Genomic DNA, 15,568 nt, shown 5'->3' with positions numbered 1-15,568 from the left:
CGGTCACGTCCTTTTCTGCGGTTAGGCCGGCCGTTTCCACCGGTCGGTTCAACGGGCGAGCGGGGTGTGGTCCGGGGCGGAACCGGCGCACACGGTGTGGCCGACGGAGAGCCAGGCGTCCGGTACCCACCTGACGTCGACCTTCGCGGGGGAGGGTCCGGCGACGGCGACGGCCGCCGCGTGGCTGGCGTCGGCGGGGACGCCGACCATGGTCCAGCCCTGCGGGTGACGGTCGTGATCGGTGCCGAGGTAGTCCTCCGCGGGGGAACGGCTCAACCCTGTCCCCAGCCCCTTGAGGAATGCTTCCTTCCGCGTCCAGATCTGGCCGAAGAGCTGCCTGCGCTCCTCGCCAGCCTCGGCTTCGGCTATCTCCAGCTGCTCCTGCGGGTGGAGCGCCTTCGAGCAGATGTCCACCGTTTCGGCACCGGGGAGCTTCTCGACGTCCACGCCGAGCGGCACCGTGCCGACGCCCACCATGGCCACTCCCCCGCTGTGCGAGAGGGAGTAGTGCAGCGGGGGCGGCGGGGGCGACAGGGCGGGGCGGCCGTGTGCTTCGCCGCAGCCCGGGCACGGCTCGCGCATGAAGCGCACGTCCTCGGGCCGGGTGGCCGTGTAGCGCCCGAGGAGGCGGCGTACGGCCACGTGGGCGGCCGCGTAGAGCATGCCGTCGGACTGGCGGATGAAGGAGTCGGTGCGCTTGCGCTCCTTCTCGTCGAGTTCCTCGATGGCGAGCGCCTCGGCGTCCGCGCCCGTGGGGCGGCGGATCAGCCAGAGGTCGACGCGGTCGGCGGAGAGGGTGAAGTCGGGGCGCGCGAGGTCCCGGTGGTTCACTACCGGGCGCGTGGCCGGCAGGAGCGTCGTGGTCGTCATGCCGGCACCGGTGCGCCGTGCAGGTGGGCGTCCGGGCCGAACTGGCCGGCGAGGCAGTCGATGAGTTCCTGGGCGCTGTTGGCGAGCAGCAGCCGCTGGAGGTTCACGTCGACGCCGAGCGTGTTCTCCATCCTGTACTGGAGTTCGATCCCGGAGATGGATCCGATGCCCAGGCAGCCCATGGGGCGGCCCGTGGTGTCGACCATGTGCGGCTCGATCCCGAGGATGCGGCCGAGCTCCTCGCGGACGTACTGCTCCAGGATCCGGGTGCGCTCGCGCAGCCCGGCGGTGTGCAGCACGGCCATGTCGGGCCGGGTCATGTGGACCAGGCCGGTGTCTGTCTCGTACGTCTGTGACATGTGAAGTGTGTTCATGACGCTTTCCGGGGTCGGGGCGGACGGGGTGGTCCCCGTCCGCCCGTGGTCGGTTGCTTTCACGGTCGGATCGGTGATGAGGGGGACGGTGAAGCCGGTGGTGAAGGACGGGCACGGGCACGGGCCCGGGGGCGGGGGCGGGGGCGGGCGGCCGGGATCAGGCCGCCGAGGGCGACGCAGGCTCCGGCGGCCCCGACGGCGGTGACCAGCAGGAGCGCCGGCCGCGGGCCCACCGTGCAGAGGGCGGCGACGGGCGCCGCCACCAGGGCCGCACCCGCCTGGACGAAGGTCTGGTAGAGCCCGCCGGCCGCGCCCTGGAGCCCGGCCGGGACCGAGCCCGTCGCCTGGAGGTGCAGGGCGGTGAAGGCGAGGACGAAGGCGGCTCCGACGCAGGCCGTCGCGGGCAGCAGGGCCGTGAACCCCGGATCCGCGTCCGGGGCCCGGGGGTAGAGCGCGTAGCCGAGCGGGGCGAGGACGGCGCCGGCGGCGACCGCCCGCGCCGGGCCCAGCCGGGCGGCGATCCGGGCCGAGTGCAGTGCGCTCAGCGCGAGCGGGGCCGCCGCCGGCAGGAAGACGAGGGCGGTCTGCCAGGGGCTCCGGCCCGAACCCTGCACGTCCAGGGTGGCGACGAGCAGGAAGCCCACGTACGAGCCGTTGAGCGCGGCGGCGCCGAGCGCGGAGCGCAGCAGCGGTGCGTGCCGCAGCAGTACGGGGGGCACCAGCGGCCGCGGCGCGCGCCGTTCGGCCGCCACGAACACCGCCCCGAGCGGCACGGCCCCCGCGAGGGCGGCCGCCGCCCCGGCCGGGTCGCGGCCGGGGCCCGCCAGGTGCGCGAGCCCGTACACGAGCAGCAGGACCGCGCCGGTCAGGGCGAGGGCGGCCGCCACGGCGTGCCGTCCGGGGCCGCGGGCGGCGCCCGGGTCGCGGACGTCGCGCGGGACCAGCCGCGCCCCGGCGGCCAGCAGGAGCAGGGCGACGGGGGCCGGGAAGGCCAGGGTCCAGCGCCAGCCGGCCGGGGTGAGCAGCCCGGCCAGCAGCAGCCCGGTGCAGAAGCCGGCGGCGCCGAAGAAGGAGTAGAGGGACACCGCCCGGCGGCGGGCGGGGCCTTCGGGGACGGCGGAGGTGATGATGGCCAGCCCGGTGGGCGCGGTCAGCGCGACGCAGCAGCCCTTGACCACACGGGTGGCGGTCAGCAGGGCGGCGCCGTCTGCCAGCGCCCCGGCCAGCGAGGCGGCGGCGAAGACGAGCAGGGCGGCCAGGAACACCCGGCGGCGGCCGAGGTGTTCGACCAGGCGGCCGCCCAGCAGCAGCAGTCCGCAGAATCCGGCGGCGAAGCCGCTGACGATCCACTGCGACTGCGGGACGGACAGCCCGAGACCGGCGCCGACCGAGGGCAGGGCGATCAGGTTCGCGGACACCTCCAACGCGTCGACCAGCATGTTCGCGGCGAGTACGGACACCAGGGCCCGGGGGACCGGGTGCCGGTGCGCCGGCCCGCCGCCGGTCGGGGTTTTCGTCGAGGGCTGCATGCTCGCGTTCCACCAGGGGGGACGGGGAGGGAAAAGGGGGCGGGGCGCCGGGGAGGGATCCCCGGCACCCCGCCCCGGCGCCGGCGCGGCGCGGGTTGCGCCGGCGGGTCTGGGTGCGGACGCGTCGCGGTACGGGCGCGTCCCGGTGCGGACGCGTCCCGGTGCGGGCGGCCGGTTCAGCCGAGCAGCGTGCCGCCCGTGGCGTCGACGAAGGAGCCGGTGATCCAGCGGGCCTCGTCGGTGGCGAGGAACGCCACCACGTCGGCCACGTCCTCCGGTTCGCCCACCCGGTTGAAGGCGGACAGCGAGGCCATCTGCTCCACCGCCTCGGGGATGTCGAAGACGGGGCTGCCGTTGCGCGTGATGCCGGGCGCCACCGAGTTGATGGTGATGCCCCGGGGGCCCAGCGCCTTCGCGAAGTGCAGGGCGAGCTGTTCGAGCGCCCCCTTGCTCATCGCGTACGCGATCTCGTCGGGGTTCGCGAACCGGGTGAGGCCGGAGGAGATGTTGACGATCCGGCCGCCGTCGGGCATGTTCCGCAGCGCCCGCTGGATCAGGAAGAACGGCGCCTTCGCGTTGACCGCGAAGATCCGGTCGAACTGCTCCGGCGTGATGTCGTCGGGGCCGACCCCGCCCATCACCCCGGCGTTGTTGACCAGGATGTGCAGGTCGGTGCTGCCGGTGCGGTCGAGGAGGTCCGCCTCCAGGGCGCCGAACAGGGCGTCCACGTCCCCCGGTACGCCCAGTTCGGCGCGTACGGCGAAGGCGCGGCCGCCGTCGCGCTCGACGGAGGCGACGACGTCGCGGGCGGCCGCCTCGTCGCTGGTGTAGTGGACCGCGACGAGCGCGCCCTCCTCCGCCAGCCTGATCGCCGCCGCCCGTCCCATGCCCCGGCTCGACCCGGTGACCAGCGCGGTCCGGCCCGCGAGGCGCTCCGTGCCGCTCCTGCGCTCCCGTGCGGCGGGCACCACCGCAGACACCACCGCAGGCTCGCGTACGGCGGCCGGCCGCGGGGTACGGGCGGACGCCGGCCCGAACCACCGTTCCAGTGCCGCGGCCGGGCCCTCGGCCGAGACCCCGTCCGCCCAGACGACGTGGCCGTCCGGGCGCACCAGTACGGCCGCCCCGCCCGGCCCGCCGGTCCCGTCCGCCGTTTCCGCGGCCGTCGCCACCCGCACCCGGTCGCTCCAGGGCAGCGCGGCGGCGCGCAGTTCCTCCCGGCGGGCCTCGTCGCCCGGTGCCAGGAGCAGCAGGCCCCGGCCCGTGCGCAGCAGTTCGGAGGTGGTGGTCCCGCCGTCCTCGCCGACGGCGTCGGCGCGCGGCAGGCGCAGGCCCAGCGGGGCGGGGTCGTCCGCCGAGGGCGCGTAGCGCACGTCGAGGCCGGAGATCATCCCGGCCAGGTGGGCGCGTACGTCCTCGTGGCCGGTGAGTTCGGCGAACACCTCCCGCACCGCGTCGACCTCGGGGCCGCCGAGCAGCAGCAGGGCCTGGGTCCTGATGTTGCTCTGCACGGCCTGGCCGACGGGGTGGCGCTCCTCGTGGTAGCTGTCGAGGAGTTCCTCGCCGCCGCGCCCGGCGATGACGGCGGCCAGCTTCCAGCCGAGGTTGAAGGCGTCCTGGAGCCCGAGGTTGAGGGCCTGGCCGCCGATCGGCATCTGCTGGTGCGCCGCGTCGCCGGCGAGCAGGAGGCGGCCGCGGCGGTAGTGCCCGGCCTGCCGGGAGGCATCCCCGAAGGAGTTCACCCACAGCGGGGTCCCGCCTCCGATGTCCTCGCCCGTGATGCGCTTCCAGGTGTCGGCGACCTCCTCGAAGGAGGGCGCTCCGCGCCGGGGCCGGGATCCGAACTCGTGCACCATCACCCGGGTGACCCCGTCGGGCCGGCGGGCCGCGACGGCCAGTCCGCCCTCCAGCCGCTCGAAGCGGCGGGCCGGGATGTCCAGGCCGGCGACGTCGGCGCGCAGCAGTTCGCGTTCGGAGTCGGTGCCGGGGAAGTCGAAGCCGCCGAGCGTGCGGACGGCGCTGTGTTCGCCGTCGCAGCCGACGACGTAGGCGGCCCGCAGGGAGGTGGGCGTGCCGTCCGGGCCGCGCGCCTCGACGGTGACGGACTCGGCGGTCGCGGTCAGCGCGGTCACCTCGTGGCCGCGCCGTACGTCGGCGCCCAGATCGGCGGCCCACTGACCGAGCACTTCCTCCAGGCGGGTCTGCGCGACCTTCCACTGGCCGGGGTAGGGGCCGGGCAGGGTCAGGCCGAAGGGGATCCCGCCGAAGTGACCGGCCGGGTCGTTCGGGATGTCGCCCAGGCCGTCGAGCAGGCCGCGGGTGTCGAGGATCTCCATGGTGCGCGAGTGCAGGGTGGAGGCGCGTGATTCGGTGGTCGGCGCGGTGAGTTTGTCGAGGACCACCACGTCTGCGCCCGCCAGCCGCAGTTCCCCGGCGAGCAGCAGACCGACGGGCCCCGCGCCGACCACGATCACCTCGGTTTCGGTGTAGTCCCCAGACATGATCAGTCCTTGTTCTCGGCCCGTGCGATGCCTTCGGCATGCGCTTTGGCGTGGTTGAGGGTGGCGGTGCTGTTGGTGCTGAGCGCGGTGTGGACGTACCGCTTGGCGTCCTCGACCGTGGCCCCGTCCCCGAGGATCCGGGCGATGTTCGCGGGGTTGACGGTGACCGTGTGCTGCGAGGAGGCCGCGACGCCGTCCTCGTTCTCGGTGAACGTCCAGTAGCCGGTGTGCAGGGTCATCAGCGCCGGCAGGGTGGTCTGCTTGTACGCGATCTTGTGGTGCGGGAAGGTCACCCGGTACGACTTGGTGGTGTGCACCGAGCCGTCCTTGGCCCGGGTGTCCATCTCCAGCTCCTGGAGCCCGGGGGTGTCCTCGCTCAGGCGTACGGTCGCCACGTGCGGGAGCCGCTCGGGCCAGCGGCCGGCCTCGTTGACGAAGTCGTAGACGTCCTTCGCGGAGCCGTCGATCTGCACGGTGTCCTCGAAGGAGAACGTCAGGTCTTCCGCCGCGTGCGCCGCCTCGACGTTCGTCTTCAGCGCGGCGAGTTCGGAGCGCGAGTTGCGGTCCACGGCCCGGTCGATCCATTCCAGGGACGCCGGGTCGTCGTCGATGGCCCGGTAGTCGTGGAGCAGCCGTACCCGCGAGGCGTCCGCGGCGAGTTCCTCGATGATCCAGGTGCCGCCCATCGCGGCGACCGGGGGCGCGGGGACCTCCTGGCGGAAGGTGATCGTCAGGGCCGCGGCGTCCAGGGTGCGGCGCGAGGTCCAGCTCTTCGCCTCGCCGTTCGCGGTCGCCCATATCCGGATCCGCTCCTCGCCGGGACCCTCCGGTATCTGGTCGACGTAGATCGTCGGGGGGAAGATCCGGGGCCAGTTCCCGACCTCGGCGATCAGACGGTAGACGGCGGTGGCCGGGGCCGAGATCGTGATCTCGTGCTCCACCTCGCGCAGGCCGGGCTGCGTCATGCTGGTGACTCCTCGGAATCGGAGGGACGGTTCGCGTCGGCGGACCGCGGGCGGGCGGGCGGTGGACGGCGGCCGGCGGACCGGCGGCCTGCGGACGGCCTGCGGACGGGCGGCCCGCGGCCGGTCAGAAGTTGCCGAGGCCGCCGCAGACGTTCAGCGCCTGCGAGGTGATCGAGGCGGCGGTGTCCGAGGCCAGGTAGCCCACCAGACCGGCGACTTCCTCCGGCGTCGAGTACCGGCCGAGCGGGATCTTCGCCTGGAACTTCTCCAGGATCGCGTCCTCGGTGGCGCCGTAGGCGGCCGCGTAGCCCTGCCGCACCCGCTGCGCCATCGGCGTCTCGACGTAGCCGGGGCACACCGCGTTCACGGTGATGCCGGTCGGGGCCAGCTCGTTGCCGAGCGCCTTGGTGAAGCCGACCACGCCGTGCTTGGAGGCGGAGTAGGGGGCGCCCAGCACCACGCCCTGCTTGCCGGCCGTGGAGGCGATGTTGATGATCCGGCCGCGGTCCTTGGCCCGCAGGCCGCCGGTGGTCAGCGCCTCGCGCGTGACGCGGAAGACGCTGTTGAGGTTGGTGTCGATGACGTCGTGCCACAGCTCGTCGTCGATGTCGGCGGTGACGCCGCCGCCCGAGCGCCCGGCGTTGTTCACGACCACGTCCACGGTGTCGAACCGGTCCACCGCGGCCGTGATCCAGGCCCGCACCTCGTCGGTCGAGCGGACGTCGACCTCCGCCCCGTCGACCTCGAAGCCCTCGTCCTGGAGCTGCTTGACGGTCGCGGCGACGTTCTCGGCGTTACGGGCGCCGATGAAGACCCGGTGGTCCTGTGCGGCGAGCAGCCGCGCCACGGCCAGCCCGATGCCACTGGTGGCGCCGGTGACGACGGCGACCCGCTTGCCCTGATCCGACATGTGTCTCTTCTCCAAAACCAGAAAGGTGAACGGTGTGGGGGCGGCGGACGCCGCGCCGGAGCGGCGCCCGCCGCCGAAGGGGCCCGGACTAGGCGTCGACGAGGGAGCGCAGGCTCGCGTTGACGGCCGTGACCAGCAGACGGGGGGTCGGGTTGTCGGTGAAGACGTCGTCGTCGAGCGTGATGCCGAACTCGCGCTCGATGCGGCCGCCGGTCTCCAGCAGCGCGAGCGACTCGTAGCCCAGCATCTCGAACTCGCTGTCGAGGATGTCGCCGTCGAGGTCGACGTCCTCGTCGGCCCCGGCACCCTCCAGGAGGATGCGCTTGAGGTCGTCGAAGGTGAACTCGTGCTTGGACAAAATGGGTCCCTTCATCGGTACGGGGTGGGTCGGTCGGACGTCAGTCCAGGGAGCGGACCACGACCGCGGAGTTGAAGCCGCCGTGGCCGCGGGCGAGGACGAGCGCGGTGCGCACGGAGGCGGTGCGCGGGCGCAGGGTCACCAGGTCGAGGTCGTACGCGGGGGACAGCTCCACGTTGGTGGTCGGCGGGATCAGGCCCTCCCGCATGGCGAGGACCGCCGCGACCACGTCGATCGGGGCGGCGCCCGAGTTGATCCGTCCGGTCATCGTCTTGGGGGCGGTGACCGGCACCCCGTACGGTCCGAAGACGGCGGTGATCGCCTCGGCCTCCTCCCGGTCCAGGCGCGGGGTGGCCGCCGCGTCCGCGAAGACCACGTCGACCTCGGCCGGGTGGCAGTCGGCGTCCGCGAGCGCCGTCTCGATGGCCCGGCGCAGCCCCGGTTCGCGGCCGCTGCCGGGCTTGGGGTCGAGCGTGGAGCCGTAGCCGGCGAACTCGGCGTAGACGGTGCGCGCCCCGCGGGCCCGGGCGCTGTCCTCGTGCTCCAGGATCAGCAGCGCCCCGCCCTCGCCCGGTACGTAGCCGGCGGCGGCCTCGTCGAAGGGCAGGTAGGCGCGCTCGGGCTCGTCGCTCGTGGACATCAGGCCGCCGTGCAGGTGCGAGGCCCAGCCCAGCGAGCAGATCGAGGCGTCGAAGCCCCCGGTGGCGATCAGCCGGCTGCCCCTGCGCAGCTGGCGGCGGGCGTGGGCGAGGGCGTCGAGGCCGCCCGCCTGGTCGCTGATGACGACGCCGGTGGGACCGCGCAGCCCGTTGCGGATCGAGATCTGCCCGCTGTTGACGGCGTAGAACCAGGCGAAGGACTGGTACGCGCTGACGTGGTTGGCGCCCAGGCTCCAGAGCTTGCGCAGTTCGTTCTCGCCGAACTCGAAGCCCCCCGAACCGGCCGCGGTGACCACGCCCATGTCGTACGGGTCGATCTCGCCCGGGGCCACGCCCGCGTCGGCGAAGGCGCAGTCGGCGGCGACGAGGGCGAGCTGGGTCACCCGGTCGGTCTGCGGGACGAGCCGGCCCGGCAGGTGCTCCCCGGCGTCGAAGCCGTGGATCTCCCCCGCCAGGCGCGAGGGGTAGGAGGAGGCGTCGAAGCGGGTGACGGGCCCGATGGCGTTCTTGCCGACGCGGGTCGCCGCCCAGTAGTCCTCCACACCGAGCCCGCTGGGGGCCGCCACACCGATGCCGGTGACCAGGGTCCTCGCGCTCATGCGGTCCTCCTGTCGGGCCGGGCCAGCACCATCGCGCTGTGGAACCCGCCGAACCCGCTGCCGACGGTCAGGACGGCATCGGTGCGGTGTTCCCGCGCGACGAGCGGGACGTAGTCGAGGTCGCACTCGGGGTCGGGAGTGCGCAGGTTCGCGGTGGGCGGCACCAGGTGGTGCTCCATCGCGAGGAGGGACGCGGCGATCTCCATGGAGCCGACGGATCCCAGCGAGTGCCCGATCATCGACTTCACCGAGCTCACGGGCGTGGTGTAGGCGTGCGCGCCGAGGGCCAGCTTGTAGGCCGCCGTCTCGTGGCGGTCGTTCTGCCGGGTCCCCGAACCGTGCGCGTTGACGTAGTCGATGTCGGCGGGGTTCAGCCGGGCCTCGTCCAGCGCCACCGTGATGGCCTCGGCCAGCTCACGGCCGTCGGGACGCAGCCCCGTCATGTGGAAGGCGCTGGAGCGCGATCCGTAGCCGGCCACCTCCGCGTAGACGTGCGCGCCGCGGCGGCGGGCGGCCGACAGTTCCTCCAGGACGAACACCGCGGCGCCCTCGCCGAGGACGAAGCCCTTGCGGGAGGCGTCGAAGGGCCGGGAGGCCGTCTCCGGTTCGTCGTTGAGGGCGGTCGTCGCCTTGATCGCGTCGAAGCACGCCAGGGTCAGCGGGGTGATCGGGGCGTCGGTGGCTCCGGCGACCATGACGTCGGCGCTGCCCTCGCGGATCAGGTCGACGGCGTGCGCGACCGCGTCGATCCCCGCGGTGCATCCGGTGGAGACCACGGTGGACGGGCCCTGCGCGCCGACGGCCCAGGCCACCTCGGCGGCGAAGGAGCTCGGCACGAACTGGTCGTAGAGCGGGCCCGGCGCGTACATGTGGTCGACGAGGGCGAGCCCGCCGTCGTGGCTCGCCACGCGGTAGGCCTTGTCCAGGCCGGCGATGGCGCCCACGGCGGTGCCGATGCTGACCCCCGTGCGGTAGGGGTCGGCCCCGGCCAGATCCAGGCCGCTGTCGGCGACGGCCTCGTGGGCGGCGACCACGCCGAACTGGGCGGCGCGGTCCATGCGGCGGACCTCCTGGGAGGTCAGTCCGTGCAGTTCGGGGAGGAAGTCGGCCTCGGCGGCCACCCGGGAGCGGAAGCCGGCGGCGTCGAAGTGGGTGATCTCGCGCGTCGCCGTACGTCCCGAACTCAGCAGGCTCCAGAACTCGCGGGTCCCGATGCCGCCCGGCGCCAGCACTCCGACCCCCGTGATCACTACCCGGCGAGCCACCGGCGCGGCCCTCCCCTCGTATCGGTCCGGTCGGGCGTCATTGCGACGCCGACCAGTCGTAGAAGCGGGTGGCCATGGCGTCGGCCGGGGTGCGCCAGGTGGCGGGGTCGTACGGCTGGATGAAGGGCAGCAGGTCGTGGCTGATCTTCATGAAGCGCGGGTCGTTGCGGGACTCCTGGATGCGCTTGCCGCCGTCGTCGTCGGCGAAGTCCTGGAGGTGGAAGTACAGGCCCTTGTACATGAACAGGCGTCGGCGCAGGGTCCCCATCCGCTCCGGCATGTCGGTCTTGTCGAACTCGGCGAACAGCGTGGCGACTTGGTCCCTCGACATGTCGTTCATCCGGGCCACGATCAGGTTGCTGTGCTGCATGCGACGTCTCTTTCCTGGTGTCGGTGCGTCAGGGGCGGTGGGGTCAGGGGTGGTAGAGGCGGATGAAGTCCGCCACTCCGTCGGCGATCAGCGCGTCCGCCTCGGCCCGGGGCAGCGGCAGGGCGCCGAGGAAGGAACGCTGGACGACGCCGGAGGGGACCAGCAGGATGAAACGTTCCGCCGCCTGGTCCGCGTCGGGGATGTGCAGCAGCCCGCGGGCGGCGAGGCCGCGCAGCCGGTGCGCGAGTTCGCGGCGGGCCTGGCGCGGCCCGGTGGCCTGCCACTTCTCCACGGCCTCGGCCGGCAGCCGGGTCACCTCGGCGCTGATGTGCCGGACGATCGCGAAGTGCTCGCGGAAGGCCTCCAGCGGGGCCAGCCAGGCCCGGCCGAGGGCGATGAGGTCCTGCTCCAGGTCGGTGATCTCCGCCAGGTGCGTCTCGGCGACGGACGCGAGGGCCGCCGCGACCGACGCCGAGCTGTCCAGCAGCACGCTCAGCAGCAGCTGCTCCTGGTCGGGGAAGTGCCGCGCCACGGCGGCCGGCAACACACCCGCCTCCGCGGCCGTCGCCTCGGGCGTGGAACGCGTCCAGCCCTCGCGGGCCAGGACACTGCGGGCGGCCCGGACGATCTCCCGCCGTTCGCCGGCCGGTCCGGCGGCGGAGCGCTCGATCGTTGCGGTGGGCGTTGCCATGGATGGTTCCTCCTCGTGACGTGCTCGTCCGGCCGCCACTGCGGCGGCCGTCGGTGGTGCCGACCGTCCAGCGGTACGGGGCGTGCGGGCCGTACGGGGTCGTCAGGGGGCGCCGAACCAGCGCTCCAGCGCCATCGGCAGGTCGTGGTGGCTGCCCGGCGCGGCCCAGGCCACGTAGCCGTCGGGCCGGATCAGCAGGGCGGTGGTGTCGGGCGGTCCGTACGGGGCGGGGGCCCCGCCCGCGGCCGTCTCCCGGGGCCGGGCCGTCACCAGGTCGACCCGCTCGGACCAGGCGGCCGCGCGCTGGCGCAGCCGGGGGTTGTCCGCCAGGTCCAGCAGCACCCCGCGGGCGGGGCGCAGCAGTTCGGTGCTGGAGGTGCGGCCGGCCGGGCCGTCCAGCTCCAGGTGCGGCATGCGGCGGCCGAGCAGCGGGTGGCCGCCCTTGCCGACGTCGTAGGTGATCTCCAGTCCGGTCACCATGGCGGCGAGGTGGCGGGCCACGTCCTCGTACGCCATGAGCTCGCGCAGCGCGTCGCGCAGCGGCTGGACCTCCGCGCCGCTGAGGAACAGCAGGCCCTGGGCCCGGGTGTTCATCAGCAGCCGCCGGCCGACCGGGTGCCGTTCGCCGTGGTAGGTGTCGAGCAGGGCGAGCGGGGTCCGGCCGCGCACCACGGAGGCCAGCTTCCAGCCGAGGTTGACCGCGTCCTGGATGCCGGTGTTCATGCCCTGCCCGCCGGCCGGCAGGTGGATGTGGGCGGCGTCCCCGGCCAGCAGCACCCGGCCGCGCCGGTACTCGGTGGCCTGCCGGGCGGCGTCCCCGAAGGCGCTCACCCACACCGGCTCGGCGGCCGAGATGTCCTCGCCGGTCAGCCGCTGCCAGGCGGCGGCGACCTCCGCGAAGGCCGGCGGGCTCTCGCGCCGCCGCGGCGGGGTGCCGCGTTCGCAGACCACGATGCGGGTGGTGCCGCCGGGCAGCGGACCCACCATCACCATGCCGCCGGGCAGGGTCTCGCCGATCATGCGGGGCTTGAGCTCGATGCCCTTGATGTCGGCGAGGTACATCTCCATGGTGGCCGCCGAGCCGGGGAAGTCGAAGCCGGCCGCCTTGCGCACGGTGCTGCGGCCGCCGTCGCAGCCCACCAGCCAGGCGGTGCGCAGGGTGTGCGGGCCGCCGGGGCCGCGCACCTCGACGTCGACGCCCTCGCCGTCGTCGTGCACGGAGAGCACCTCGTGCCCGCGCCGGATGTCGGCGCCCAGGCCGGTGGCCCAGTCCTCCAGGTGCGCCTCGGTGACGGACTGCGGCACGGTCTTGGCCGCCTGGCAGGCCCCGTCGAGGATGCCGAAGTCCAGGGGCAGGCCGCCGAAGTGGCCCAGGGTGCTGCGCTCGATCTCCCCGAAGCGTTCCAGGATGCCGCGCTGGTCGAAGGTCTCCAGCGTGCGCGTGGTGAAGCCGAGGCCGCGCGATTCGCCCGTCCGGCGCTCCAGGCGCTCCAGGACGATGACGCGGACTCCCGCGAGCCGGAGTTCGCCCGCGAGCATCATGCCCGCGGGACCCGCGCCGACGACGATCACTGGGGCGTCCATCACGTCTCCTTGAATTCGCCTCCGGAGACAGTGCACCGGATCTTGACTACAAGGTTCTTCGGACGCGAGCGGCCGTTCAATGGTGCTGGATTCAGGACTCGGTCAGGTTCCACAAGGGCCGGTCCGCTGCGTCGGGGAACGGCCAAGGAAGTGTCAAGGGCACGTCAGAGCACTCCGCCCGGCGCTGCCGGACGGAGTGCGTGACCTTGGGTGGGGCGGTGCGGCGCGGGGCCGTCAGGTGCGGGCCGCGGCCCGGCGCTCGAAGCAGGCGCGGACGTCGCCCTCGTGGTAGTACGTGCGGCCCGCGCGGCCCTGCCGGCGCCACCGCTGCTCGCTCGCCAGCCGGTAGACGGTGCCCGTCGGCGTGTGCCACAGCTGCGCGATGTCGGCGGCGGTCAGCCAGCGTTCGGTGGCCGGTGCGGGGGCCGCGGCGCCGGGCGTCCGGCCGGAGTCCATCGCCTCGCTCAGCCGGCTCCACTGTTCGCTGGTCCAGCGGTGGCGCGGGTCGGCGTCGCAGACGATCGCCGGCCCGGCCGGCGCCCCGGCAGCGGACGTCCCGGCGGCCCGCGTCCCGGCGCGCACGGGCAGGGCGAGGGCGCCGGGGCAGCCGGGCTCGGGGCAGCCGCCGAGGCGGATGGTGCGTGCGGGGTCGGGAAAGGCCGCGCGGCGCCCGGCCCTGACGAGCCGGGCGATCTCCTCGCTGGCCTCGCCGACGGCCGGGTGCGCGGCGAGCCAGTCGGCGTTGCGCAGCAGGAAGGCGGTGAGGCCGGCGACGGTGCGCGGCGGCGGTGCGAACCCGCGCTGCTGCGCGACCAGGCCGCTCCAGGAGCCGAGTACCGAGACGATCCGGGCCCGGACGTCGGCCGCGGCCCCGTTGAAGGGCAGCCCGGACAGCGCGCCGCCGGTGGTGCGTTCGCGCAGGCTGCCCGGGGAGGCGCCGCCGAGCACGCGCCCGCACTCCTCGTAGAGGTGCGCCAGTTCGGCGAGGCCCGCTTCGAGGTGCTCCCGGCACGGCCGGCACAGCCTGCCGCCCCCGGCCGTACGGCGCCGCGGACGTCCGCCCGCGTTCCCGCCCCGGCAGCCCTCGCCGTGGCACAGCGCGCTCACCGTCATGTCGTTCCCCCCTCGGCTCGGTGCCGGTGTCCTGCGTGACCCCCGCGGGCCGGGCTCAGCCCTGGCCGAAGCGGAATCCGACGCCGCGGATCGTGATGATCCAGCCGGCGCCGATCTTGTTGCGCAAGGTGCTGACGTGGGTGTCCACGGTCCGGCGGGACCAGGAGTCGCCCCACACCTGCTGCATCAGCATCTTGCGCGGTATGACGGTGTCGGGATGGGACGCGAGGAGGTAGAGCATGTCGAACTCCTTGCGGGTGGTCTCGACGGGCACGCCGTCCAGGGTCACCTCGCGCGTCCCGGAGTCGATCCGCAGCGCCCCGCGCGTGATGGTGGCGGCGACGGGCCGGGTCGGCCGCGAGCGCCGCATGACCGCCTCCATGCGCGCCATCAGCTCGCGGAAACCGTAGGGCTTGGCCAGGTAGTCGTCCGCGCCCGCCTGCAGCCCGAGGACCCGGTCGAGTTCGCTGCCCCGGGCGGTGACCGCGATCACGGGGATCTCGTGGGCCGCGCGGATGCCCCGGCAGACCTCCAGCCCGTCCAGGTCGGGCAGTTCCAGGTCGAGGAGGACCAGGTCGGCGTCGGCGTAGGCGCGCAGCGCCTCGCTGCCGGTGCCCACGATGTCGACCTCGTGCCCGTGCCGGCGCAGACCGCGCGCCAGCGTCTCGGCGTCGGCCGAGTTGCTCTCCACGATGAGGATGCGCCACAGCGCGGACTGGGCCGGCGTGTGGTGCGGTGTTCTCAGGCCTTCGGCCGGCGGGAACCCGGCGCCGGCCACCGCGGTGGCCGTGTGAGGTTCCAGCACGGCAAGGGTCCGCTGGTTCATCTGCCCCCCTCCCTCAAGCTCGGTTGGGTCAACGTCAACGAAGATACAAACCGCTTCGTCGGTTTGTCAAAGGTCCCAAAACTCAGCAAGGTTCGCGAAAACTGGGCCAAATCGGCCAGCGAGGCACAAGAATCGCCGTAAAACAGGCCACGGCGGTCCACCCGGGCACCGTTCCAATACCAACGGGACGGTTTAATAATGGAAGGAAACTGATACAGGAGCTATGCGTGATCAAACAAGAACGTGCCGTCCGGACCCGCCGCGCGCTGATCGAGTCAGCCGCGACGGTGTTCGGGCGGCGCGGATACCGAGAGGCGACGCTGAACATGATCAGCGTCGGAGCCGGCGTCAGCCCGGGCGCGCTCCACTTCCACTTCGAGAACAAGGCCGCCGTCGCGGCGGCCGTCGAGGCCGCGGGCGCACGCGCCCTGCGCGCGGCCGCGCGGGAGGTCTACGAGCGGCGCACCTCCGCCCTCCAGGCCCTCGCCGACAGCTCCCAGGCCCTGGCCGGACTGCTCCTCGCCGACGTCGTGGCACGCGCCGGCTTCCAGCTCGGCCGTGAGCCGACCTATCCGTCTTCCTACGCCCTGCCCAGGGAGTGGCACCTCTACGTCCAGATGCTGCTGGCGGAGGCGCAGGAGGAGGGCACGCTGCTGCCCGGCCTCAACCGCCAGAGCGTGACGACGACCGTGGTCGCCGCCACGCTCGGCTTCGAGGTGCTCGGCCGCGACGACCCGCAGTGGCTCGCACCCCGCACCGTGGCCGGGTTCTGGCGGGTCGTCATGCCCTGCCTGGCGGTCCCGGCCACCCTGCGCGCACTGGAGGGCGCCGGACGCGGCGGCTGAGGCGGCCGCCGGCCCGGAGCCGGGCACGCCGAACGGCCCGTGCCCCGCCCCCGTACCCGGAGGGCGGACCACGGGCCCTGAACCATCGCTCCGTACGGTGACCGGGGCG

The 15,568-nt window shown here is 73.9% G+C and carries 15 protein-coding genes; 1 reads left to right on the top strand and 14 read right to left on the bottom strand.

What is annotated here, in order from left to right; genetic code table 11:
* Nucleotides 1–48 precede the first annotated feature (48 nt).
* The 14 genes from ACFYYT_RS32280 to ACFYYT_RS32215 all read right to left on the bottom strand — a co-directional run bounded on the left by ACFYYT_RS32280 (nt 49) and on the right by ACFYYT_RS32215 (nt 14,614).
* Complete coding sequence (locus ACFYYT_RS32280) at nt 49–870, bottom strand: 4'-phosphopantetheinyl transferase superfamily protein (RefSeq protein WP_351822689.1); 822 nt, start codon at nt 868–870, stop codon at nt 49–51.
* Entirely contained in the window at nt 867–1,244 is a 378-nt protein-coding gene (locus tag ACFYYT_RS32275; RefSeq protein ID WP_351822686.1) for an acyl carrier protein, read from the bottom strand. The genes ACFYYT_RS32280 and ACFYYT_RS32275 overlap by 4 nt, the downstream gene beginning before the upstream one ends.
* Before the next feature lie 59 nt (nt 1,245–1,303).
* On the bottom strand, nt 1,304–2,773 hold the full coding sequence (locus tag ACFYYT_RS32270; RefSeq protein ID WP_351822683.1) for an MFS transporter: 1,470 nt from the start codon (nt 2,771–2,773) through the stop codon (nt 1,304–1,306).
* Nucleotides 2,774–2,949: 176 nt separating this feature from the next.
* Entirely contained in the window at nt 2,950–5,274 is a 2,325-nt protein-coding gene (locus ACFYYT_RS32265; RefSeq protein ID WP_351822681.1) for an SDR family oxidoreductase, read from the bottom strand.
* 2 nt (nt 5,275–5,276) lie between these two features.
* Complete coding sequence (locus ACFYYT_RS32260) at nt 5,277–6,239, bottom strand: aromatase/cyclase (RefSeq protein ID WP_351822678.1); 963 nt, start codon at nt 6,237–6,239, stop codon at nt 5,277–5,279.
* Between the two features lie 124 nt (nt 6,240–6,363).
* Nucleotides 6,364–7,149 carry an SDR family NAD(P)-dependent oxidoreductase gene (locus ACFYYT_RS32255; RefSeq protein WP_351822675.1) on the bottom strand — a complete coding sequence of 262 codons (786 nt, stop codon included), beginning with the start codon at nt 7,147–7,149 and terminating at the stop codon, nt 6,364–6,366.
* Between the two features lie 88 nt (nt 7,150–7,237).
* Entirely contained in the window at nt 7,238–7,507 is a 270-nt protein-coding gene (locus ACFYYT_RS32250) for an acyl carrier protein (protein WP_351822673.1), read from the bottom strand.
* A 40-nt stretch (nt 7,508–7,547) separates the two neighbouring features.
* Nucleotides 7,548–8,765 carry a ketosynthase chain-length factor gene (locus ACFYYT_RS32245; RefSeq protein WP_351822670.1) on the bottom strand — a complete coding sequence of 406 codons (1,218 nt, stop codon included), beginning with the start codon at nt 8,763–8,765 and terminating at the stop codon, nt 7,548–7,550.
* A complete protein-coding gene (locus tag ACFYYT_RS32240) occupies nt 8,762–10,030 on the bottom strand; it encodes a beta-ketoacyl-[acyl-carrier-protein] synthase family protein (protein ID WP_351822667.1) in 1,269 nt (422 codons plus the stop codon). Before ACFYYT_RS32240 ends, ACFYYT_RS32245 begins: the two co-directional genes overlap by 4 nt.
* Nucleotides 10,031–10,067: 37 nt before the next feature.
* Complete coding sequence (locus ACFYYT_RS32235; RefSeq protein WP_351822664.1) at nt 10,068–10,400, bottom strand: TcmI family type II polyketide cyclase; 333 nt, start codon at nt 10,398–10,400, stop codon at nt 10,068–10,070.
* 43 nt (nt 10,401–10,443) lie between these two features.
* Nucleotides 10,444–11,091: a TetR/AcrR family transcriptional regulator C-terminal domain-containing protein gene (locus tag ACFYYT_RS32230; protein WP_351822661.1), complete on the bottom strand. Its 648-nt coding sequence runs from the start codon at nt 11,089–11,091 to the stop codon at nt 10,444–10,446.
* A gap of 102 nt (nt 11,092–11,193) precedes the next feature.
* Nucleotides 11,194–12,675, bottom strand: coding sequence for an FAD-dependent monooxygenase (locus tag ACFYYT_RS32225; protein WP_351822658.1), 1,482 nt, complete (start codon nt 12,673–12,675; stop codon nt 11,194–11,196).
* Nucleotides 12,676–12,909: 234 nt separating this feature from the next.
* On the bottom strand, nt 12,910–13,788 hold the full coding sequence (locus ACFYYT_RS32220) for a hypothetical protein (RefSeq protein WP_351822655.1): 879 nt from the start codon (nt 13,786–13,788) through the stop codon (nt 12,910–12,912).
* Nucleotides 13,789–13,843: 55 nt separating this feature from the next.
* On the bottom strand, nt 13,844–14,614 hold the full coding sequence (locus ACFYYT_RS32215) for a response regulator transcription factor (RefSeq protein ID WP_351822652.1): 771 nt from the start codon (nt 14,612–14,614) through the stop codon (nt 13,844–13,846).
* A 227-nt stretch (nt 14,615–14,841) separates the two neighbouring features.
* On the opposite strand from ACFYYT_RS32215, the gene ACFYYT_RS32210 reads away from it, so the two are divergent.
* A complete protein-coding gene (locus tag ACFYYT_RS32210) occupies nt 14,842–15,459 on the top strand; it encodes a ScbR family autoregulator-binding transcription factor (protein WP_351822649.1) in 618 nt (205 codons plus the stop codon).
* Nucleotides 15,460–15,568: the final 109 nt, after the last annotated feature.

The sequence above is a fragment of the Streptomyces sp. NPDC002032 genome, from assembly GCF_042890765.1.
Lineage (GTDB): Bacteria > Actinomycetota > Actinomycetes > Streptomycetales > Streptomycetaceae > Streptomyces.
Note: the sequence above shows the minus strand (reverse complement) of the source record. Positions and strands in the feature narration are given on the sequence as shown.